This is a genomic window from Pseudomonas sp. WS 5503, from assembly GCF_012985385.1.
Classification (GTDB): domain Bacteria; phylum Pseudomonadota; class Gammaproteobacteria; order Pseudomonadales; family Pseudomonadaceae; genus Aquipseudomonas; species Aquipseudomonas paracarnis.
Genome location: NZ_JAAQWI010000004.1, coordinates 447422 through 467533, shown reverse-complemented (window position 1 = coordinate 467533; position 20112 = coordinate 447422). Strand labels below are relative to the sequence as shown.

General features: G+C 55.5%; 22 protein-coding genes and 1 pseudogene. 15 read left to right on the top strand and 8 right to left on the bottom strand.

Annotation, left to right across the window (positions count from 1 at the left end; genetic code table 11):
* The first annotated feature begins 1 nt into the window (after position 1).
* The 3 genes from HBO10_RS14045 to HBO10_RS14035 are packed head-to-tail and all read left to right on the top strand — an operon-like array spanning position 2 to position 1966.
* Positions 2 to 772, top strand: coding sequence for an SDR family oxidoreductase (locus HBO10_RS14045; protein ID WP_034126212.1), 771 nt, complete (start codon positions 2 to 4; stop codon positions 770 to 772).
* An 8-nt stretch (positions 773 to 780) separates the two neighbouring features.
* Positions 781 to 1548 (top strand): SDR family NAD(P)-dependent oxidoreductase, encoded by a 768-nt coding sequence (locus HBO10_RS14040; RefSeq protein WP_052199938.1) that lies wholly within the window; start codon positions 781 to 783, stop codon positions 1546 to 1548.
* Positions 1529 to 1966, top strand: a complete 438-nt coding sequence (locus HBO10_RS14035) for a hypothetical protein (RefSeq protein ID WP_034126211.1) — start codon at positions 1529 to 1531, stop codon at positions 1964 to 1966. The genes HBO10_RS14040 and HBO10_RS14035 overlap by 20 nt, the downstream gene beginning before the upstream one ends.
* 208 nt (positions 1967 to 2174) lie before the next feature.
* Here HBO10_RS14035 and HBO10_RS14030 read toward each other — a convergent pair whose 3' ends face one another.
* Both HBO10_RS14030 and HBO10_RS14025 read right to left on the bottom strand, forming a co-directional pair.
* On the bottom strand, positions 2175 to 2696 hold the full coding sequence (locus HBO10_RS14030; protein WP_034126210.1) for a DUF2846 domain-containing protein: 522 nt from the start codon (positions 2694 to 2696) through the stop codon (positions 2175 to 2177).
* A 63-nt stretch (positions 2697 to 2759) separates the two neighbouring features.
* Positions 2760 to 3233: a hypothetical protein gene (locus HBO10_RS14025; protein WP_230633832.1), complete on the bottom strand. Its 474-nt coding sequence runs from the start codon at positions 3231 to 3233 to the stop codon at positions 2760 to 2762.
* Between the two features lie 541 nt (positions 3234 to 3774).
* Here HBO10_RS14025 and HBO10_RS14020 point away from each other — a divergent pair.
* The 5 genes from HBO10_RS14020 (at position 3775) to HBO10_RS14000 (ending at position 9391) form a co-directional block, all read left to right on the top strand.
* The gene (locus tag HBO10_RS14020) at positions 3775 to 4176 is read left to right on the top strand and encodes a GFA family protein (RefSeq protein WP_080757738.1); all 402 of its coding nucleotides are present in this window, start codon (positions 3775 to 3777) and stop codon (positions 4174 to 4176) included.
* 137 nt (positions 4177 to 4313) lie between these two features.
* Complete coding sequence (locus HBO10_RS14015) at positions 4314 to 5147, top strand: hypothetical protein (RefSeq protein ID WP_034126208.1); 834 nt, start codon at positions 4314 to 4316, stop codon at positions 5145 to 5147.
* Positions 5148 to 5320: 173 nt separating this feature from the next.
* The gene (locus HBO10_RS14010; RefSeq protein ID WP_034126207.1) at positions 5321 to 6661 is read left to right on the top strand and encodes a hypothetical protein; all 1341 of its coding nucleotides are present in this window, start codon (positions 5321 to 5323) and stop codon (positions 6659 to 6661) included.
* Between the two features lie 4 nt (positions 6662 to 6665).
* On the top strand, positions 6666 to 7157 hold the full coding sequence (locus tag HBO10_RS14005) for a sorbitol dehydrogenase (RefSeq protein WP_034126206.1): 492 nt from the start codon (positions 6666 to 6668) through the stop codon (positions 7155 to 7157).
* Positions 7154 to 9391, top strand: a complete 2238-nt coding sequence (locus HBO10_RS14000) for a GMC family oxidoreductase (RefSeq protein WP_034126205.1) — start codon at positions 7154 to 7156, stop codon at positions 9389 to 9391. The genes HBO10_RS14005 and HBO10_RS14000 overlap by 4 nt, the downstream gene beginning before the upstream one ends.
* A gap of 129 nt (positions 9392 to 9520) precedes the next feature.
* On the opposite strand, the gene HBO10_RS13995 is transcribed toward HBO10_RS14000, so the two are convergent.
* Positions 9521 to 9970, bottom strand: a complete 450-nt coding sequence (locus tag HBO10_RS13995; protein ID WP_034126204.1) for a GNAT family N-acetyltransferase — start codon at positions 9968 to 9970, stop codon at positions 9521 to 9523.
* A 437-nt stretch (positions 9971 to 10407) separates the two neighbouring features.
* Between HBO10_RS13995 and HBO10_RS13990 the strand changes: the two genes are divergently transcribed.
* Positions 10408 to 10641: a DUF6124 family protein gene (locus tag HBO10_RS13990; protein ID WP_034126203.1), complete on the top strand. Its 234-nt coding sequence runs from the start codon at positions 10408 to 10410 to the stop codon at positions 10639 to 10641.
* 1004 nt (positions 10642 to 11645) lie between these two features.
* Here the strand turns inward: HBO10_RS13990 and HBO10_RS13985 are convergent.
* On the bottom strand, positions 11646 to 12440 hold the full coding sequence (locus HBO10_RS13985; RefSeq protein WP_034126202.1) for a hypothetical protein: 795 nt from the start codon (positions 12438 to 12440) through the stop codon (positions 11646 to 11648).
* 376 nt (positions 12441 to 12816) lie between these two features.
* Between HBO10_RS13985 and HBO10_RS13980 the strand changes: the two genes are divergently transcribed.
* Positions 12817 to 13662 carry a hypothetical protein gene (locus HBO10_RS13980; RefSeq protein ID WP_138763681.1) on the top strand — a complete coding sequence of 282 codons (846 nt, stop codon included), beginning with the start codon at positions 12817 to 12819 and terminating at the stop codon, positions 13660 to 13662.
* Positions 13663 to 14335: 673 nt separating this feature from the next.
* Complete coding sequence (locus HBO10_RS13970; protein ID WP_256220338.1) at positions 14336 to 14884, top strand: nucleotide-binding protein; 549 nt, start codon at positions 14336 to 14338, stop codon at positions 14882 to 14884.
* Positions 14885 to 14952: 68 nt separating this feature from the next.
* Here the strand turns inward: HBO10_RS13970 and HBO10_RS13965 are convergent, their stop codons facing one another.
* On the bottom strand, positions 14953 to 15981 hold the full coding sequence (locus tag HBO10_RS13965; RefSeq protein WP_080757736.1) for a restriction endonuclease: 1029 nt from the start codon (positions 15979 to 15981) through the stop codon (positions 14953 to 14955).
* Positions 15982 to 16262: 281 nt separating this feature from the next.
* Entirely contained in the window at positions 16263 to 16763 is a 501-nt protein-coding gene (locus HBO10_RS13960) for a GNAT family N-acetyltransferase (RefSeq protein ID WP_034126199.1), read from the bottom strand.
* Positions 16764 to 16882: 119 nt separating this feature from the next.
* Here HBO10_RS13960 and HBO10_RS13955 point away from each other — a divergent pair, with 119 nt between their 5' ends.
* A complete protein-coding gene (locus HBO10_RS13955) occupies positions 16883 to 17377 on the top strand; it encodes a GNAT family N-acetyltransferase (protein WP_034126198.1) in 495 nt (164 codons plus the stop codon).
* A gap of 6 nt (positions 17378 to 17383) precedes the next feature.
* Here the strand turns inward: HBO10_RS13955 and HBO10_RS13950 are convergent, their stop codons facing one another.
* A complete protein-coding gene (locus HBO10_RS13950) occupies positions 17384 to 17617 on the bottom strand; it encodes a hypothetical protein (protein WP_003192651.1) in 234 nt (77 codons plus the stop codon).
* A gap of 160 nt (positions 17618 to 17777) precedes the next feature.
* Between HBO10_RS13950 and HBO10_RS13945 the strand changes: the two genes are divergently transcribed.
* Entirely contained in the window at positions 17778 to 18320 is a 543-nt protein-coding gene (locus HBO10_RS13945) for a GNAT family N-acetyltransferase (RefSeq protein ID WP_034126197.1), read from the top strand.
* Positions 18321 to 18372: 52 nt separating this feature from the next.
* Here the strand turns inward: HBO10_RS13945 and HBO10_RS13940 are convergent, their stop codons facing one another.
* The gene (locus HBO10_RS13940; RefSeq protein WP_034126196.1) at positions 18373 to 19101 is read right to left on the bottom strand and encodes a hypothetical protein; all 729 of its coding nucleotides are present in this window, start codon (positions 19099 to 19101) and stop codon (positions 18373 to 18375) included.
* Between the two features lie 89 nt (positions 19102 to 19190).
* On the opposite strand from HBO10_RS13940, the pseudogene HBO10_RS31325 reads away from it, so the two are divergent.
* Together HBO10_RS31325 and HBO10_RS13935 are read left to right on the top strand one after the other, a co-directional pair.
* Positions 19191 to 19332 (top strand): annotated as a pseudogene (locus HBO10_RS31325) (cupin domain-containing protein); the annotation flags it as partial.
* A gap of 98 nt (positions 19333 to 19430) precedes the next feature.
* Positions 19431 to 20084 (top strand): cytochrome b, encoded by a 654-nt coding sequence (locus HBO10_RS13935; protein WP_262378111.1) that lies wholly within the window; start codon positions 19431 to 19433, stop codon positions 20082 to 20084.
* Positions 20085 to 20112 lie beyond the last annotated feature (28 nt).

The window sequence follows — 20112 nt, the reverse complement described above, 5'->3', positions numbered from 1 at the left end:
CATGGAATTTCAAGACAAGAACATCGTCATTACCGGCGGTGCCAGCGGCATCGGCCTGGCGGTGGCAAAACAACTGGCCAAAGCGGGCGCACGCCTGTTCCTGATGAGCAGGAACCAGCAAAAGGCCGACGCCGCTCTAGAGATACTGGGGGCTTCGGCGCAGTTCATCTTTTGCGATGTGGCGTCGCACACGTCGGTAGCCGCGGCATTCGCGACGGTGGATGGCGAGGTGGATCAGTTGCACTTTGCAATCAACAACGCCGGCATTACCGCCCCCTACGCACCGATCGCGACCAGCGCACCGCAGGATTGGGACAGGGTCATCCACACCAACCTGAACGGCCCCTTTTACTGCCTGCAAAAAGAACTGGAACTGATCAGCCAGTACCCCGATGGAGCGATCGTCAATGTGTCTTCGTGCGCGGGCGTGATGCCTATGGCCAATCAGGCCGCCTACGTCGCCAGCAAGACCGCGCTCAATGCCTTGACGCAGGTCGCCGCCATGGAGAATGCCTGCGACAGCGAATCCGGTTTTGCCGTACGCGTCAACGCTGTAGCGCCCGGGCCGACACTGGGCGGTATGAACTCTGCGGAACGGCTGGCGGCCCATCCGGAAAACACCCAGCGCAAACGTGACGTGACCGCCATGAAACGCTTTGCCCATCCAGAGGAAATCGCCGACGCGATCGTGTTTTTGTTGAGCCGCAGATCCAGCTACATCACCGGCTCGGTGCTCAGTGCCGATGGCGGCTATCACATCGGCAAATTCTAGGGGCAATCATGGCTAGCATATTGATCACCGGTGTGAGCACCGGTATCGGCAACGCTCTGGCACGTTACCACTTGGCCAGGGGCGACGAGGTGCTCGCGGTATCACGCAATCCTGCGGCCAACATCCCGTCACAGGAGCGCTTTCACTTCCTCAGGTGCGACTTGACCGATATCGACCGCGCCCCGGCAACCTTACAGGCGTTGCTGTCGCGCTCCCCTGCCCCGGTAGACACCGTCTACCTGAATGCGGGTCGGTTCGGCAGCCCTCCACAACTGGCCACGCAAACCTCGATGCAGGAGTTCAACAGCGTCCTGGCGCTTAACCTGGGCGCGGTGAAAATGGTCCTGGATATCCTGCTGAGTGCGACGCAACCTCCCGGCACCGTGGTGTTTTCATCATCGATTTCGGCACTGCGCCAACGGGCCGGGATGCTCTCATATTCGGTCTCCAAGGCGGCGCTGAACGCTCTGGCAAAAATCTATCACCTGGAAAACCCACACACATTCTTTGCCGTGCTGGGGCTCTGCAACGTCCAGACGACGGTGGCGAAGACCATCATGGCGGCGGATGAACGCTTCAGTGACCTTGTCGCACTCCGCCAACGGGCGGCAGTGCCCGGCTACATCGTCGACGCAGAATCCCGCGCTGCGCATATCGTTCAGGTCTTGGCCGAGCGCCATCATCTTGGACTGAAATCGGGTGAGTTCCAGGAAATCCGCGACTTGTTGAACCAGCCACTCCAGGAGGAGACCCGCAATGACCCAATCCACCCATGAAAAAATCGTACGTGCCGGCGCTGCGTACGACATTCTCGCGATGGCTCCCTTCGCCTTGCCGATCGTGTCCGTCTGGGCCTATGCACTGATCCAATGGGTTGATCTGCAACTGGGCTTCGACAGCCACTTCTCGGCGCTCGACCCCACGGCTATGTTCCTGCTCAACATCGGCGCCTGGGCATACCTTGTATGGGGCGTTGTACGTTGGCGAGCCCCTACCCGCGAACATGCCCGTCTCAGCGCCCTGCTACGCGTAATCGTAGTGGTAGTGCAGGTAGTGGCCGTCAGCAGTGGCGCTTCACCTTTCCTGCTGGTGCTGGGTGCCGTTCAATTGTTGCTGGCGGTGCTGGAGTTTTCGCATAGGTTATTCGAGCGCAACGCTGCCCCATCCAGCCGAGAAGAGGCACGCACTTACTGATGCCGCCGGGGGCCAACCTGGCGCTTGATGAAGGCCCCGCCTTCATCTCCTCGACATCGCCCCCGGACTATCCATCCACTGAGCGTTCCTGCTTACCCCTAGCTTTTTCTAGGGGTTCAAGCGCGACGGCTAACAACCCCACAATGCCGCGGTATTGTGGGGTTCTTCTCTGTTGGCAAGTTGGCTTTGGATGATGTTGGGCGGGTGGTTACCGTGCGGTTGCCGGCAGCTCCTGGCACCACTTGATAGAACGCAGCGCTTCCTCGGCAGGCACAAGCGCATAGCGCGAGTAAAACATTGTTCCGCTGAAACGACGGCCGTCGACTTCACCCAAGGTCTGCCCATCCTTGTAGTCAGAAGTGCTGAGTTGATCGGCGATGTAATACACCTTGCCATTCTCGACGGTGATATCGAAACGCTGGTTAACCATACCGCTGATGATCGGTGGCGAGGTGGAGGCAACGCTGTGCTTGCCGGCGGGAATGCCGGCCTTGAAAAAACTACCGGAAGGCAAGCTGCCGATAGTGCGGCCATCGACCTGAATAGTCGGGGCGACCCCGCCACCGATGCTCGCCGCCGTGCGATAAAAGTAAACCGTCGCCTCATCCGCACGAGGTTCAGCCGGTGACGTGAAGAACGGTTGGCCTTTGAGGTCCGGACCGCTGATGCAACCGGTCAGTGAGACCATGCCTGCGAACAGGCTGGCCCAGAGTAGCGTAGAGCGCTTCATGTATGAATTCCTTGAACGTGGATCAATGGGCGTCGGGGTCGATGACTGTCACCGGTACCAGCTTCAAATCGTGCACAGCCCTTTACCGAAGTCAGTGGCATCAGAACTCGGCCAAGGCGCAAAACCACTCTTCGGCGTCAGATTCACGATGTTCCGGTCCTTGAGCATCGGGTACTTGCGCTTGAGCGCCTGCACCGTGTCATCGGCATTGTTCACGTTGGACAGGCAAAAGCGCAGGGCATCGACGCGCAGATCACCGATATAGAGAGTTTCCCCGGCCTTCACCGAGAAAACCGCAGGCACCGGCCGCGGCATCGACTTACCCGCGTAATACACGTAATGCCACTGCGTGTACTCATACTCACCCGGCGGCACTTCATACATGAAGTAATGGCCCAGCACAGAGGGGGATGGCTGATCATCTTCATTGCCCAGCGTCGTCAGCCGTAATACGGTGCCCGGGGCTCCCTGTTGCTTGATCTCAACCACCAGCCCATGGGGCTGCATCATCGGAAAGCTCTCACCAACCGAACCCACGATGATCGCCTTACTCGGGTCCGGTGCGTGCTTGCCGTCGTAGCGTGACGTCGCGCACCCGGATAGAAGCGTCGCGCAAAGTGCGACTGCGGCCCAGACAAGATGTTTACTGCTGACTTTCCCTAGCATTGGTTTTTTTTCCGATCAGTAATCTTGCAGTTCGTAGAGCCCAGCCGAGCGAACCAAACGTTCGCACATCTGGTGCTTCGTTGCTGGCTCGTCGGCCTCTATTGTCCAGCTACCCGCACCTTGATAACAACCCACTCCTGTAGGAGCGAGCTTGCTCGCGAAAAACCCAAACGATAACGCAGCGCCTGAAGGCAAAATCCGATTCCCCTGCCGCACCTTGCGCCATCATGCCAGCTTGTGCGCTGGGGTGGCCGCCCCTAAGGTGGCTCGGGCGCTGAATTGTTCAGTGATCGGGTTTAGTAGCCTGAGGGTTTGTCCACACCATGTGCACGGGCGTCATCGACCAGCAGCTATCGGTCGACTGACTGGAGTGGGACGGTTACGCTGAAGTTTTCGTATGGCTGGAAAGCGCATGACAAAGGTGTACCAAGGAAGCTGCTTATGCGCAGCCGTCACTTACGAGCTATCCGCCACGCCGACAGCAGTGAGCCATTGCCATTGCCGCCAATGCCGCAAAGGCCATGGAGCCGCATTCGCGTCTTACGGCAGTGTTCCCCGTAACGCACTACGAGTACTTTCCGGCGCCACGAGCATCAGAACCTATGCATCCTCACAGGCGGTGTCACGCGAATTTTGCACGCACTGCGGCTCGACATTGTTCTGGTCACGCTCTCAAGGCGAGTTTGCCGAATGGGTGTCGATAGCGCTGGGAACCCTCGACACGACATTCATACCTGAAAAGCAAAAACACGCTCACGTCGACTCTGCAGTCTATTGGTACGCGCCGTCCAAATCATGTTCCCAGGCCGGGTGACTACTTTCAGTCCCTATTCAGTTAGTTACGGTAGGCAGCAAACGATACAGAGCGCTTTACACAGTCTCGACCAGCACAAGACGCTTATTAGCACTCAAGGCAAAATATCGATTTGTGTCATTTCAAGGAAGGCAAGAGTGTCCATCATTAAAATGAAATCACGGGCCGATTGTCGGCTCATCTCCATGCTGCTGTTATTGGCAGGTTCAGTGCCCCTCTCTGGTTGCCATCGGTTGACACCCGAGCAGCGAGTGGATGCCTGGGTTGATAGCGGTGGTAAGTCCGCTCCAACTTATCTCACCTCAGAAGAAATCAAGCGCATAGAAGAGAGGCGTTATGGCAGGGTTTTAGGCACTACCTTGGCTCAAAATGTGTTCTGGGCGAATGGCGAGGGACTGCGAGGCAGCGTGAAGCTACGTATGAAGCTTGATCGACAGGGCGACGTATTGCGCTGCGAGGCGCAGCCAATGGACGCTGGAAGTCCACCAGGCTTTACGAATGTCGTCACGGATGTGTGCTGGAGCAGTATCTGGGAGAGCGTTCCGGAAGGTCTTCGGAATCCAGTTGATGGCACCTTTGAGGTCACCGTACCTTTGATAGCTTCTGGTAATACCTCACCCATTTCTGATTACGAACGCAGACACCAGAGGTCTGCTGTTGAAAGCCGTTTTTTCTGGGACAACGTGGTGGCCAAGCAATCAATAAATGCGTTCGGCCAAGCACGCTTCGAATTCACTGCCAACGCAAAGGGCCAAGTCGCACGTTGCGATGTCACGTTGAAAAAAAACTATTTGCGCCCTGAACATTTCCACCCGGATCCGGCGTTACAAAAGGCACTTGCAACTCAATGCTTGCAACTGGATCTGCAACAAATGTCAGGGTTTCGTGTAAAGGAAGATGGAGTAGCCCACCGCGTCGTTTTTGTGGAGTACTTGCCTTGGAAAAAACAGGTGGGGAGATATTCAGAGTAAGGCCCGCACTTTATGCGCGATCCTGCTTATCCCTACCTTTAGTCGGATATTTCTGGAGGTTCAAGCGCAACGGCTAGCCTTCAGCCTAGCGTAAGGGATAACGCTGAACTATCGGTCCATGAAGGGCCAGTACGCCTCGTCGTCCCGACGCTTTATCTGCTGAGGAGACGATAATGAAAATAACCTTGAAACGGTTGACGTGCCTGGGTGCGAGCTTCACCAGCGTGCTCGCCATGGCCGATGCGGCCAGCCCGCCGCCGCTGTCACCTGCGATTCCCTTCGACGTCACCGCCAATGCCCCCTTCACCCTGGACAACCTGCAACACGATTTCGACGTGCTGTCGTGGCAGACCTTCGTCGCGCTGAACTGGCCCGCCAACGCCGACGGCAGCGCCAATACCTCGGCGCAGATCGGCGCGCCGGGGCAGACGGTGTGGGAGTCGTGGAAGGAGAGCTACGAGATTTTCCTGCCCCAAGGCCAGAAGCCTGTCGCCTGGAACCAGAAGTCGCCGCTACCCCCGGCCTGCCAAGGCAAGGGTGACCTGCCCGTGCTGCAGCAGATGGGTAAGGTTGCTGGTGTGCTCGACGAGACCATCCAGCCGTTCAAGACCGGCCCACTGGTGGACCAGAACGGCACTTACACGCGCAACGCGATCATGGTCAACCAGCCGATGTTCGACGACATCGTTAATAAGGGCCTCTACAGCAAGGAAGGCCAACAGGCTTTCTTCACCAAGGCCGAGAACCGCATCGCCTTCTCCTGCGGCTCGCAGCAAGACAAGCATGTCGGCGCGATCATGGTCAAATCGGCCTGGAAGGTGCTCGGCGGCAACGACAACTCGCAGGACTTCCACGCCGTCGACGCGCTGGTCTACACCCCAGGCAACGCCGACCCGAGCAAGGGCGCGGTGATCCCCGAATCGTGCAACGTGCAGAAGGTCGGGCTGGTCGGCCTGCACATCGTGCACAAGACCAAAGATGCGCCGCAGTGGGTGTGGTCAAGCTTCGAGCACGTGCGCAACGTACCGGAAAAGACCACCCCCATGAACGAGCGCAAGGGCCCCTACCTGTTCTACAACGCCCAGGCCAGCGACCGCCCGGTGAACGAGCCGCCCGCGCAGCCGTGGGACCCGTCGAAAAAGGCCACGCCCTCGCAGATCGTGCGGGAAATTCCGCTCACCGCCGCAACCCACCAACTCAACGCGCAATGGCAAGGCGCGCTCAAGGGTACGGTGTGGGCCAACTACCAACTGATCAGCACTCAATGGCCAACCGCCCCCGCCGATGACTGCCAGGTGCCGTCGCCAACCAACCCGCTGGGCACGCCTGCGCCGAACTTCCTGGCCAACGCCACGCTGGAAACCTACAACCAGGGCACTACGCCGCAGGCTTCATCCAGTTGCATGGAATGCCACAACAACGCGACCACCCGGGTGACCCAGTCACCGCGCACCAGCTTCGCCGATTTCACCTTTCTGCTTGAACGTGCCCAATCCACCGGTGCCAAGGAGTGATGCCATGAGCGACCCGAACCTGCAAGACTTCATCGACCTGTCTGCCGAGCTCACTGGCCTGTCAGCCAAGCTGCTGGCGCCTGCCGTCGACCCGATCAACCTGCCTCCGGTGTTCTTCGACACCGCCCAGCAAGGCATGGGCACCGAAGCGTTCAGCAAACTGCTGAACCTGTACGTCCCTATCAAAGGCCAACCCCATGAGCAGATCGCCAGCGCCATACTCGGCAGTTCGGACCCGCAGATCGCCAAAGGCGCCCGCTCGATCATGAAGCTGTGGCTGCTTGGCAGCTGGTACCAGCCTTATGACCAGGGCACCGCCAAAGAGCATGACATCCGCGTAGTCTCCGACGAGGCTTACAAGGAAAGCTGGGCGTGGAAAATCGCCCAATCCCACCCCATGGGCTACAGCGAGTACCACTTCGGCTACTGGGCCGAGCAGCCACCGACCCTCAAGCAATTCACCGGTGTCGACGCCAAGGAAGGGCAGCAGCCATGAGCACTCTAAACACCCAGAACATCGAAACCGCCGACGTGATCGTCGTGGGCGCCGGCATGGCCGGCAGCGTCATGGCCTACCAGCTGGGCCTGGCCGGCTTGAAAGTGCTGGTGCTTGAGTCGGGCCCGGCGATACCGCCTAACCGCAGCGAGTACCTGGAGCGTTTCTACACCGCCGTGCTCAAGGCGCCCGAGTCCCCTTACCCACCGGAGCAGAGCGAGCAGACCCCGGCCAAACAGTTCGCTCCGCGAGCGACTATCCAGGACTTGATCACCGCCGGCAGCGACGACAAGGACAAGGTGCAGAAGAGCTACCTGGTACAGAACGGGCCGCGACTGTTCGCCAGCACCTACGAGCGGGTAGGCGGCGGCACTATGTGGCACTGGATGGGCACGGCCCTGCGCCTGTTGCCCAACGACTTTCGTATGCAGACCAAGTACAAGGTCGGGGTCGACTGGCCGATCAGCTACGACGACCTGCAAACCGCCTACTGCCGCGCCGAGGAAGAGATGTGCGTGTCCGCCGATGTGGCGTCGCAGAGCTACCTGGGCGTGACCTTCCCCCAAGGCTACCAATACAGCATGCACGGCATTCCTCCATCGTTGGTCGACCAGGGCGTGGGCAAGGCCATCAATGGCACGCAGTACCAGGGCTTCACCCTCAACGTGCGGCAAACGCCAGCCGGGCGTAACTCGCAGAACGACAACGGCCGCCGGGTATGCGCCGGCAACACCAGCTGCACGCCGATCTGCCCGATCCAGGCCAAATACGACGCCACCGTGACCATGGCCAAGGCGTTGGATACCGGCAACGTGCGTATTCTTTACCAGTGTGTGGCGAGCAAGGTGCAGGTCGATGCCAATGGGGTCACGGGTATCGATTTCATCCAGTACCAGAACAACGGCACGCAACAGAACGGCACGGCCCAGGGCAAGCGCTACGTGATCGCCGCCCACGCGATCGAAACGCCCAAGCTGCTGCTCAACTCCATCAGCCCGCACAGCCCCAACGGCGTGGCCAACAGCAGTGGCCAGGTCGGCAAGTCGTTGGCCGACCACCCGGTGTACCTGGCCTGGGGCCTGATGCCTGAAGGCAAGCCGTTGTTCCCGTTCCGTGGGCCACTGTCCACCTCGGGGATCGAAGACATGCGCGATGGCCCGTTCCGCTGCGAGCGTGCCGCGTGGCGTATCGAGATCGGCAACGAGGGCTGGAATTGGTCGGCGAATGATCCGTATACCACGGTCTGCGATTTTATCGACGGCGACAACAATGGCGGCACCAACAATGGCGGCGCCGACCACAAGAGCGAGGCATTGTCCGGCGTGGCGCTGGTGCAGAAGCTCAACAGCGTGCTGACCCGCCAGTTCCGCTTGGCCTTCTTGATCGAGCAGGTGGAGAAAGACCCCGAGCATGCGCAGTGCCGGGTGGAGAGTAGCAAGCATTTCACCGACGGCTTGGGCCTGCCTCGGCCAGAGATCGCCTACGAACTGTCCGAATACACCAAGGAGGGCTTCAAGCAGGCGCGCCTGGCCGCCACGCATATCATCACCAAACTGATGGGCGCCACCGAGCTGACCGACCTGAAGCCCAAGCTCAAGCCCGGCTCGCAAACCGTGTTCGAGTACGACGGTCAGAACTACGCCTTCTACGGCGCTGGCCACCTGATGGGCACCTACCGCATGGGCTCGGACCGCAGATATTCAGTGGTGGACAAGGACCAACGCAGCTGGGACCACCTCAACCTGTTCCTGGTCGGCGACGGCGTGTTCCCCTCCACCGGCACCGCCAACCCGACCTTGACCATCACCGCGCTGACCTTCCAGGCCGCCGACGTGGTCGCCAGCGATCTGCTCAAGCGTACCGTGCAGGTGCAGGCCAGAGACCCCTGGCAGGGCACCGGCGTGCAGATCAACGGACAGAGCTGGCAACTGGCGGTGTGCACCGGTGGGCAGTGGACGGCCAACCCGGGCACCGGGATGGTCGGCGCGGCGGGCCACCCAGGCCTGACCGCCAAGCCCGGCTATACCTTGCCCGGTCAAGCGGAAGGCGCATTGATCGGGCGTATCGGCACCAGCGGCGCGCCGTTCCTGGTCGGCAACCAGGCGCAATTGCCGCGTGGCCAGCAGGGGGAGTTGCAGTTGTGCATCAATGACGACCTGGCCGGGCGTTACGGGGCTGGCCTGAGCGATAACCAGGGCAGTCTGTCAGTGGAGGTACGTTTCGGGTCGGTGTAGGCGTTGTCATAGCAACCCCACAGTGCTGCGGTGATGCTGCAGTGCTGTGGGGTTGCTCTCCCAATCCCGTCACTTACAAGCTATCGGCCACGCCCAACGCAGTGAGCCATTGCCATTGCAGCCATCGCCTCAAAAACCGCCAAGCCGCATGATATGAGTCGCCTGAGCCTCATCTGTCCGCTTGAAGCCACAGCGCTCATAAAAGGCGCTTCCTTCAACCGTATCCGTGAAAAGACGCACGACCTGAAACCTGAGAGCGGCACGTTCAACAAGCGCCTTTACCAGCATCTGTCCGACGCGTTGCCCCCTTGACGAAGCTGCGACGTAAACCCGCCGCAGTCTGGCCACGTTATTGTCAGCATAGGGATCAACTGAAAGACCGCCGATGCCTATCAATTGCTGATTCAAATAGGCCGCCATCAGACACTCGCCGGGTGCATCAAAGCGGTTTGCCCCGGAGTGCCATTCGTTAATCAGACGCGTGAGAAACCTGAAACCCTCGCCAACGGCTTCCTTTTCCAGCGCTTGTATCTGGCGCGGAAGGTGGGTGATCCGTTGAACCTCATATCGTTCATCCATCCCTGCCTCCAATATGAAACTCGTTCAATGCTAACAATTTCGTCTGAGGTGACGAACACGCCTGTAGGAGCGAGCTTGCTCGCGAAAACCCCAAACGATAACGCAGCGCCTGAAGGCAAAATCCGATTCCCCTGCTGCACCTTGCTCCATTGCCTACGCCTGCGTCAGAATCCGCCGGCTTGTGCGCTGAGGTGGCCGTCTCTAAGGTGGCTCGGTCGCTGAATTGTTCAGTGATCGGGTTTAGTAGCCTGAATTTGGGTATCTATAAGTGCATGAGCGTCACCAATCAGACAGTGCGTCTGTGCTCGATGGTGGCTGTGCGTAGGGCGTCTTCGGGCGCGCCGGCTTTAGATATCCACCGGTCTACTAACCTGCGTACAGCTGCCACCCACTGTTTAGTAGCGGAAAGGTGGTGGCATCACTCAGGATGTCTACTCATGTCAAAAGCAGATTCAACAACGCTCTTCACCGTCGCCCCCAACGCCAGCAACGAAACCCTCATCACCAACAGCTACGAAACCTTCACCAGCGTCAGCACCCTGCTGCTCGACCTGTCCGAAGACCTCAACGGCAAACACCGCGACATCGCCCTAGCCATCCACCAACTGAGCGAACTGGGCGTACTCCTCACCGCCAGACTCCTTGACCGCGAAGCGGCCTGCCCAGGCTGATGATCATCTCGTCAACTCGTTAGCCTGATGACTCGTCGCGTCGTTGTAAGCCACATACAACGACTCGACAATTTGGCGCTTGATGGCATTGGGGGATTCAGCATCGGCACAAAGTCCTCTGCGATGACGAGAGCGGCGACTGCTTTCGGCCCAGAGTGTGTAAATACTTAGCAGGAACGTGCGGCACTGAGGTAAAGCTAGTCTGTAGATCTCAAACTGAAGGGATGCCCTCGAATGACAGGATCTTCTAGAACCAGTGTTCGTGCATTTTCGAAAGAAATGCAGGGGTAATCGGCAGACTGGATGCTGAACCGATGACCGAGTCGATCCCGCACTTCGGACACAGAGCGGTGCTATCTAGATCAACCCACTCAGTGATTTCTGAGGGCGAAAACACACTTAAACAGTAAAAACAGCCACAGTGATCGCTGGCTTCAATTTGAGTACGGTGATTTGTAGAAAATAGGTGCGCTGAAATCACATCCATGGGCAGGTCCTTAAGCTTCAAATTTACTAGCATTACTTTCTTGCATCAGAGTACATCAAGAGTCTTCCAACGTTGCTACGGTTGCCCAAAGTGATAACGCAGGATTGCCTATGAAACGTATCATCCAAGGTGACTATCGCGGACAAAGCACCCTTTTCGCGTAAATAAATCTGTCCCCTTTTCGCGGGAAGCAGGAACAGGCCGATTGTGCTGAAAAATTCGATTTTCCTAAGACACTCGAATATTGATGGATGAAAACACCTCTGTTGCACGCTGCTACGAGAAATCCGGGGCCTGAACCCTCTGCTAAAAGTTCAGATTTCAATCTCAGGCGCGTACCTTTTCGGCGTGGAATTCGAAGCCGACTTTTTCAACAGAATCGGCCAGAAGCAGTCATTCATCAACGTTCGTCAACATACCTATGATTTCCTGTATCCTAAGATTAAGTTTTCATATGCTTTTCGAGTTTTAATATATTGATTTTTAAACATCGTTGAGAAAGACTAACCAGCCAACTTTAAGTGGCACCTTCTATTTTTGAATAAAGTGGCGCTAGATCAGAAAGCAATGTTGACTGCCTAATCCTATCTCCAACGCCAAATTGTGTAGCAATCGCTTTAGTCGCCTTGACATACGACCCACCACAGAATGGTGAGACAACAATTTCATCGATCATGGAAGAGTAATCTATGGGGGCTAAATGCGATTTATAGGTGTCAGGTTCGTTTATTCTAGCATCTCTGATTTGCATATATGCTCTGACTTCTCTTTCATGCGCGTATGAATGCCTCTTGTAAATGGGGTCAAGTAGTACACTTTGAGCATGGGCGCCCATTACGGCCTCATAGTCCTCATGCGTAACCTTAGTATAATTTACGTATAGCACTTTTGCTATTTTTCCATCGAATGCGTTACCTAGTGCGCTTGCGAGTTTGCCGACAGTTGTGCGGATTGCTATCGCTTTTCCGGCATCACCATATATCTTCCACATTGCTTCTGATTCTTCATCACCTTGAAACCAGCACGACACTACTCGCGAGTGAAAAAGTCTTTCAGCAAATAACTTGAAGTTATTTAGATCTTGCGATTTGCTGGTATCATGGGAGAAATACATAGCGGGTGGACAATGATCCTTGACTTGCTTGAGTACGACGGGCGGCGGGTACCCCTCATATGGATCACTTTTGCTGTAAGCACCCAAGCCAGTCATAAATAGCGCTTTATCATCCAATATATTAATAAGCCTATCCAGAGTCATGTAGCGCCAGATGGTCTCTTCATCCGACAAATCGCCCACTATAGTCGCTGGCACTTTTCCTCCTAAAGATGCAGTTGATTTATCTAATAGATCAAACTAAGGGATTTTATGCAAGCTCCCCCTTTCTGCCGTGGCCGGCCACTGATTTCTTAGACAAACTCAAGTGGCAGCGATTGGCCGATTGCTGTCCGTCGTAAGGGGCGGAAATCAACCCATAGCAGGCTCTCATAGGTACAACGATGCGGCCCTTCTCGTACGGAGAAATTGCCAATCGCAAAGTGTCGTGCAAAAGCATCACTTCTGATTGGACAAAATATCAAACCAATACTAGCATTACGCCATGCCACATAAACCTTAGCGTATAAGGCTGATTTTAAGCTCAGAAAATTATGCGCGAGCAATTACAATTCAATAACAAGGCGACATTGAGATGATCAAGCAATTAATGATTGTGGCAATCGGAGCTTCCTTGTCGGCTTGCCAACTACCAGATAGAACTGATGTTGTTCCGGACCTACCCTCAAACTTCAGTGCGAGAACAATAATAGAGTCTAATAATGGCTTATTGTCAGAGGGGCTAAATAAAGTTCCAGGCTCCATATGTTTAGCGGACGAGGAAACCGGGCTATGCAAAACTGAAAATCTGTTACCAAACCAATGCTTGGCCAAGGGTACCGCCGTACAAGTAAAAGCAGTAACTGACCCGTCACCAGCATACCATTCAATAATAACCAAAAACTACAACCGTAGCCTTACGACTCCTTTCATATCGGCCCCATCAAGTGCCGATTATATTGATGAGGTTAAAGCATCTATATCGGCTACTGCCTCTATTAGCACCGCCGGAACGGACGACGGAAACGGCTTTCCTGGAATAGGCGGCATCAAGGCTTGTATTTTAAAAAATTTCGGCCCTGGAAATTATAAAAAAGTTATTTGGATTCAGTCTGCAAATATAATTTCTGTAACCACCTCAAGATACTCGAAAGTATCAAATGGCTTTGATGTTAAAGGTACTGGTTTTGGTTTCGATGGCTCAACCTACAACAGTAGTTCGGTAGGTGCGCAGACGATATGGATTGGGATTTTTGGTAACTCAATTTACAATGTCGGCGTAGTAAATAAGTCTGTGCTTGATAGCTCGAAAACATCTATAATTAATTCCGACGACAAAACCACTATCATTGAAACTCCCTCGGCCCCTACTGCGCCGCCACCTCCTGCCACTGTACCTATTCTAACTCCTGTAGCAGAGTTCACTCCATTCCAAAGCTAGAGGGCACATCGAATAGTATAGTCTTCGATGAAGAACGCTATATCGCCGGTAAGTCTCACAGGTTGTGAGATTTTTCCAAAGTGTCCCGCCGGGATTGTTCCAACGGGGTTTTTATTTTAAGTTCAAACGATGATTAGTTGCTGGGCTAACGGTTGTGAATGTCTGCACTTGGCCGATTTCGGCCGGTCATGAGGTCGATCATCATGATTGAATCAGATGAGGATGGCCGATCAGGGCGAATGCCAAAAGCCGGCCAGGCCGTGCAATTACCACCCTGTGCAGCTGAGGACTGACGTGAGAGGTACCAGATCAGTGGAACGGGTGGGCAAGTGGTGCACAACTTCCCAATCGTACCTGTGTTTACGCACAGCAGTGGATTGTGTCCAGTCTCTCTGAACGCGTACAGCCCTTGTGAAGATGCAGAGCTAGCTTTAAATCAAGGAGGGCGAATTGTGAGCGATAAGACGCAGATTGTGTTGTGTCCTGACTTGGAGGCCGATTGTTCGCCTGGAACAGATTTAGGCATCGGTGACCTCGTGGTAATCGAAACCCATCAGTGCTGGGGACTTTCTATTGCAGGGAGATACGTACGTCACGCTTGAGTGCGACAAGGCTTCAATCGAGCTGCCGTCACTGCTATCTGGCCGCGTAGTGAAGATGTTCGTAAAGATCGGTGACAAGGTCACCACCCAATTCTCCGATTATTGAGATCGAAGTTCTAAAAAACGTCATTCGCGATGACCTCTCAGCAGGGGCGTCGGCCCAGCACGCTCAAGGTCCAAGCACAGTATTCTTGGTTCACGGGCACAACGAGGCTATCCGCGAGATGTCGGCCCGGTTGCTTGAAAAGCTGGGCCTGAAGGTTATTATTCTCAATGAGCAGGCTAGCGCTAGCGACACCGTCATTGAGAAGTTGGAACGATATGCCAATGTCCATTTCGCCGTGGTGCTCATGACGGCTGACGACGTAGGCGGTAAGAAGAATGTAGCGGACCAAACGCTGAAAGATCGTGCGAGACAGAACGTCGTCCTCGAACTGGGGTACTTCATGGGCAAGATCAATCGCAGGCGCGTCTGCGTTCTCTATGAGAAAGGGGTGGAACTGCCTTCAGACTACTATGGAGTCGTTTACATCGAGCTAGACAATGGCGGAGCTTGGCGCTACTCGCTCGCGAAGGAGCTTAAGGGGGCCGGACTTGAGGTCGATCTCAATATGCTCTGAGCCAACCGCGCACTCTGAAAAAGGGACAGATTTCTTTTCCTAGAAATAAATCCGCCCCGTTTTCCCCACTACCTACCGAGGCGCATGAGAAACTGATCAACTTTCTCAAAAAGATAGGTATTTGGGTCTCCACCATCGTCTTTAGCGAGCAATAGTTCTTCAACCTCCGGCACTGACAGGGAGAGGATCATTTTCCCGTTTTCACGCATGGCGCCTTGAATTACCTTTTTAGCAGAGGCTGCGCATCCTTTTGGCGATATCAAAATAGCGACATTCCTAAGCGCCGAGGGATATAAATATCGTTCCGTAGTGACGACTTCTTTCTGTGTAATTTCTTTAGTGTAGTTTTTGAACTCAAAAATCACGTATCTACTTCCGACGTCGGTGAGCATCAGATTCCAGACTTCAGCTTTGGGCAGAATCCGGCAAATCAAGTCACGTCTATGCAGTTCGTCATCCGTATTGAGCTGTTCATGCCAGCCATGAAGATCAAGTTCGAACAAATATTTCAAGGCATTGATACATGCAGTTTCAAAATCTGAAGCACTTTGCTTCCCAGGGGGTACAGATAATAGCGCATCCGCTAGCAACCGACCTGTCTTCAGTTTCAGGCTAAAATCGGACTCTTGAGCCAATCCAATCGCGATTGCAGGCTGACTGCGGGCTGGCGCAGACACCTCGAAAAAATTCTCAAGCTCTCTGGATAAATCGGGGAACTCAGAAGCCCTCCGGAATAACTCATTTGCGTCCCAGATCTCAACGTTTGGGAATGCTTTCGCCGCCAAATTCAATGCTGCATTCATTGGGCACGAGATCACCAATAACGCGGAACTTGCCTCAAACATACTTTGTTTGCGTGAGGCTTGTTGCATAGCGTTTACGAAAAGCTCAGCACGAGGCGGAGATAAATAACGGTAATGTTTCACCTCCACAGCACGAAGCAAACCTTCCTGCTCATACACGACGTCCACTTCTTCCCATACTCCTTTTGCTCCTGGGACACGAACGTTGGAACGGACATTGGCATATCCAAGCGCCTGTATCAGATCAGCCACAAGCTGCTCAAATCGCCCTCCTGGAGAGTCTCTGTAGTGCATTTCAAACTCCGGCTACTAAATGGCTTTGATGACCAGTGACGTGAGAGCTGGTCCTTGGTCGAACAAATTGTGATGATCGCAGAACATCACTTCATAGGTTGCAGTAATGATATTTCTGAAGTGTGCGTTGTACCCTAAACGATGCGGATCGTAGAAAAAAAGAAATACCAAAGGAGCTCCACTCCTTCGCTATGGGTCGAAGGAGGCATTTGAAAACGTCCGCTTCTGGCACACTCCTGCCGTTCGTGAAGGACAGCAATCGGCCAACCTGACACCCAGAGCTAAACCACAGGTATCTGATACACAACCGACTCATATTTCTCCGCCATCCGCCTCTCGATGACCACTCCCCCCAAAGCTTCGGCAATACGTCGACTCGCACGATTCTGCGTCGCAACAGGATAGATAAAGTGCTTCGCCACCACCCACTCGCTAGCCCACTGAACAACCGCCCGCACCGCTTCACCACCAAACCCCAGCCCATGTTTATCTTCACGAACCCAGATCCCCAACTCCGGTGTTTCACTGCCGGTATGGTGCAGCCCGACCAAGCCGGTAAAACGAGCACCTACCCGCTCGATGTCGCTGCCATCCGCTATCGCAGGCAGCCACCGCCCCCAGACTTGCGCGTACTCTTCCAGCGAGGCAGGCGGTTCCCAGGACATGTAGCGAGTCAGAGTCGGCGTGATACAAGGGAAGGACTCAACAGCGTCCTGCTCACAGAAGGGCTCAATGCTAAGGCGTTGCGAGAGAATGCGGATTGGGTGGGTGTCCACTGGCATGGCCATTTCCTTCCTGGGGTCCGTTACTCCATGTACGCCGTGAACATACCATGCGAGTCGCTTCATCAGTATCAGGCTCTCTATACTGAGCCCCCAGGATGGTAGCTAGAGCACCCAATATGCCCGTCGCACCCAATCAAAATTCCCCCATCACTTTGGCCCCAGTTCAACAAAGCGACTTGGATAATCTGGTAGCCATTCGAATTGAGGCCATGCGCGAAAGTCTGGAGCGTGTTGGGCGATTTGATCCAGCCCGTGCGCGGGAGCGGTTTGTTGACGGCTTTGAAGCTCGCAACACACGCTACATCGAGGCAGCTGGAGAGAGGGTGGGTTTCGTAGTGGTCAAACATCACCCCAATGAACTCTTGCTCGACCATTTGTATGTAAGGCCGAGCGCGCAAGGTTCAGGGGTAGGGTCTGCTGTTCTCACTCAGGTTTTCAAAGAGGCGGATGCGGCTGCGCTGCCTATCAAAGTAGGGGCTCTCAAAGAAAGCGCTTCGAATCGCTTTTATACCCGCCATGGCTTCCAGTTCATCGAAAGCAGTGAGTTCGACAATTATTATGTTCGTCAGCCTAGTCCGGCGATTGGCGCTCATTCCGGAACCATGGGCTGAGGTGCACTAGCCCTTCAGTTCACCAGCTCGATTGCTCGCCGCGTCGTCATACGCCACATACAGCGACTCTGCAATTTGGCTTTTGATCGCCTTGGTGGCCTCCAGCCCCAGCACAAAACCCTCGGCTTTACCGCCAGCACGGTTGAGTTCTTCATGGGTGGAGGCGCCAGTAATAGCGTCAAGCAGCTTGGCGGCGTGGGGGCCGACGCCTTTGGGGAGGGAGATCTGGTCGATGGACATTATCGCTACCTTGAAAAATTGAGTTCGGGAGCGAGTGGAACCACTGCCGGGGCTGGCATGGTAGACCTGTTTGCCATGAAAGGGGTCGCTTTACGCGCAGCGGCGCTATTCTTTGCGGCTACGCAGTCAGATGGGGCCATTGGTAAATCTGGAGGGGCTTATGGAGTATTGCGTTGAGGGCTACTGCCTTCGGCCATTGTGGGCCGACGATTTCGAGAGGGTCAGCCGTTACGAACGCGTCAACCGCAGGCATCTGCAACCCTGGGAGCCGCTCAGGGACGAGGAATATTTCACCACGGGCAACGCAAAGGCCAGGGTCGAGCAGCAGGTGAACAATATGCACGCTGGCAACGCTCTGTGTTTCCTCTTGCTTGAACCCGAGAGCGGAGAGGTCCTAGCGCGGTGTAACTACACGAACATTGTGAGAGGCGTTTTTCAGGCCTGTCATCTTGGCTTCTCGCTGGCGGAATCAGCCCAAGGCCGTGGCCTGATGAAAAGAACGCTTCAGGTCACTAACCAACACTGCTTTGAGCAGTTGGGTCTTCATCGGATCATGGCCAATCATTTACCCCGCAATGTGCGAAGTGAACGCCTTCTGGAGTCGCTGGGGTTTGAGAATGAAGGACATGCGCGAGCCTATCTGAAAATCGCTGGCATCTGGGAGGACCATACGTTGAGATCGTTGATCAACCCTGAACAATAAGCGCGGCCACTGCCGCCGACCGGTCCTCGACGACAGCCGCAGGCTGCGCCGATCAAGCCTGGGTGCTGAACCCCTGGGCGGCACGCCGCTCCAACATCGCCCGCTCAGTCTCTTGCGTCGCGCGCTCGCCATTGGAAGACAATTGGTTTATGAAAAACTGGTTTCTGCCCGCTTTAATATCCGACGGGTCATGCGTTCTGAACAAGGGCGCCAGATCAATAGTGCTGGCGAAGTTTTCATTGGTCAGGCTGTAGTAGCCCAGGGTGCTTCCCGACCAGGGTGAACCTGCGTCTACCATGTCGATGGCGGCGTTGCGGTAGGCCACGGCTGTGGCCTTCAGCTCAACGGACTGATTGAGCAGAACCGTCAGCCTCTCGGTCGCCTCACGGCTGAGCTGGCCAGCCGTATCGAGCACTTTCAGCCGGCCGTCAGCCTCAACGGTAAAACCGTACCCGGTGCTGGCCAGGTCGGGCGCAGTGGCTGCCAGGTTCGCTTCGAATGTCTGGAAGGAAGCTTTCAGCGCACTTTGCGCGCCATTGAACAGGTCGACGAAGCGAGGAAAGTGCGGCGATTCGGAGCGACCGACCCAGGTATCAACGGCCTCCGGGGCTTGTGCGGTGGTTGTCGCCGCTTCACTGGGATGGTAAATGGCCGCGGGGCCGGCGTTTGCCAGGGCTTGCTTGGCGGGGTCCGTCGACGCCTGGGGTACCAGCTTCTGCTCAGAAGGCGTGAGGTTGAGATTGGCCGATGGAATATAGGCAGGGCTAACGGAAAGTGCCATTTAATCGGTCCTTGATTAGCGGGTTCATACGGGTTATCGACCATAAACGCGTCAGCTTTAGACCGTCACGGGAGCAAGCTCCCTCGCCACAGCTTTTGATCGTTCCACGCCCTGCGCAAGAACGAACACACGCCCGAAGCATTCCTGATGCTCGAAGGCTCGCCACGGGGCATTTTGAATACCGGGCATGAAGGTGGGGAGCGTACGGCTGAAAATACTCGGTGGATTTGAACAGGCTACGCCCATGCCGTTGGGCATCCAGATCACACCCTGAGGGATGCATGTTTTCTTGATGTTTCGACACGACCGCTGCCTGTGTCTCCTTGTATATGATCTGGCCACCGCCAGATTCATTCTGGCCGCTTATCATCTGTCGCCTCAATGCCCTTGAAAAAGAACGCAAGGCGACTCGCCAGAAGGATACGACAATGACGACTTGCGCACCCCCTGCTGGGTCACGTGAACACTACGACTCGGTAAGCCGAGCAGTGCATTGGCTGATGTTCCTGTTGTTTGCGTGGATCTATTGCTCAGCCATAACCCATTACCTGGCGTCAGACTCAACGCTGGATAAATGGCTGTGGCCCTTTCACAAACCCGTAGGGTTGTTATTACTGGTGTTGCTGATCCTACGTGCCAGCTGGAGTCTGCTGAACCAACACCGGCGCCCACTCAGCATCAGCCGTTTCGCCGCCGCCGGGCACGGCATGCTGTATGCACTGATGTTCCTGATCCCGCTGATCGGGATGATCCGCCAGTACGGCTCCGGCCGGGCTTTTTCTGCGTTTGGCGTGCAGGTCATGGAGGGGTTCGAAGGGGAAAAAATCCAGTGGATGGTTGATCTGGGCAGCAACTTTCATAGCTTGCTGGGTTGGACAATGCTGGCGCTTATCCTCGGGCATGTCGGGGCGGTGGTCATGCACTATAGGCAGGGCGATAAGCAGGTACTGCGGCGTATGACAAGAGGGGTGCGCCAGCACTGAAGTGACGCGGCCCACAGGTAGGGCCGCG

Excerpts from the sequence above, each read along its gene's own strand:
- HBO10_RS13960 (WP_034126199.1), bottom strand. The coding sequence starts at position 16,763 with ATGCCAGTGGACACCCACCCAATCCGCATTCTCTCGCAACGCCTTAGC.
- HBO10_RS14035 (WP_034126211.1), top strand. The coding sequence starts at position 1,529 with ATGACCCAATCCACCCATGAAAAAATCGTACGTGCCGGCGCTGCGTAC.
- HBO10_RS14010 (WP_034126207.1), top strand. The coding sequence starts at position 5,321 with ATGAAAATAACCTTGAAACGGTTGACGTGCCTGGGTGCGAGCTTCACC.
- HBO10_RS14045 (WP_034126212.1), top strand. The coding sequence starts at position 2 with ATGGAATTTCAAGACAAGAACATCGTCATTACCGGCGGTGCCAGCGGC.
- HBO10_RS14005 (WP_034126206.1), top strand. The coding sequence starts at position 6,666 with ATGAGCGACCCGAACCTGCAAGACTTCATCGACCTGTCTGCCGAGCTC.
- HBO10_RS13935 (WP_262378111.1), top strand. The coding sequence starts at position 19,431 with ATGATCTGGCCACCGCCAGATTCATTCTGGCCGCTTATCATCTGTCGC.
- HBO10_RS13990 (WP_034126203.1), top strand. The coding sequence starts at position 10,408 with ATGTCAAAAGCAGATTCAACAACGCTCTTCACCGTCGCCCCCAACGCC.
- HBO10_RS13940 (WP_034126196.1), bottom strand. The coding sequence starts at position 19,101 with ATGGCACTTTCCGTTAGCCCTGCCTATATTCCATCGGCCAATCTCAAC.
- HBO10_RS13995 (WP_034126204.1), bottom strand. The coding sequence starts at position 9,970 with ATGGATGAACGATATGAGGTTCAACGGATCACCCACCTTCCGCGCCAG.
- HBO10_RS13980 (WP_138763681.1), top strand. The coding sequence starts at position 12,817 with ATGATCAAGCAATTAATGATTGTGGCAATCGGAGCTTCCTTGTCGGCT.
- HBO10_RS14000 (WP_034126205.1), top strand. The coding sequence starts at position 7,154 with ATGAGCACTCTAAACACCCAGAACATCGAAACCGCCGACGTGATCGTC.
- HBO10_RS14030 (WP_034126210.1), bottom strand. The coding sequence starts at position 2,696 with ATGAAGCGCTCTACGCTACTCTGGGCCAGCCTGTTCGCAGGCATGGTC.
- HBO10_RS13950 (WP_003192651.1), bottom strand. The coding sequence starts at position 17,617 with ATGTCCATCGACCAGATCTCCCTCCCCAAAGGCGTCGGCCCCCACGCC.
- HBO10_RS14020 (WP_080757738.1), top strand. The coding sequence starts at position 3,775 with ATGACAAAGGTGTACCAAGGAAGCTGCTTATGCGCAGCCGTCACTTAC.
- HBO10_RS14040 (WP_052199938.1), top strand. The coding sequence starts at position 781 with ATGGCTAGCATATTGATCACCGGTGTGAGCACCGGTATCGGCAACGCT.
- HBO10_RS13955 (WP_034126198.1), top strand. The coding sequence starts at position 16,883 with ATGCCCGTCGCACCCAATCAAAATTCCCCCATCACTTTGGCCCCAGTT.
- HBO10_RS13945 (WP_034126197.1), top strand. The coding sequence starts at position 17,778 with ATGGAGTATTGCGTTGAGGGCTACTGCCTTCGGCCATTGTGGGCCGAC.
- HBO10_RS13965 (WP_080757736.1), bottom strand. The coding sequence starts at position 15,981 with ATGCACTACAGAGACTCTCCAGGAGGGCGATTTGAGCAGCTTGTGGCT.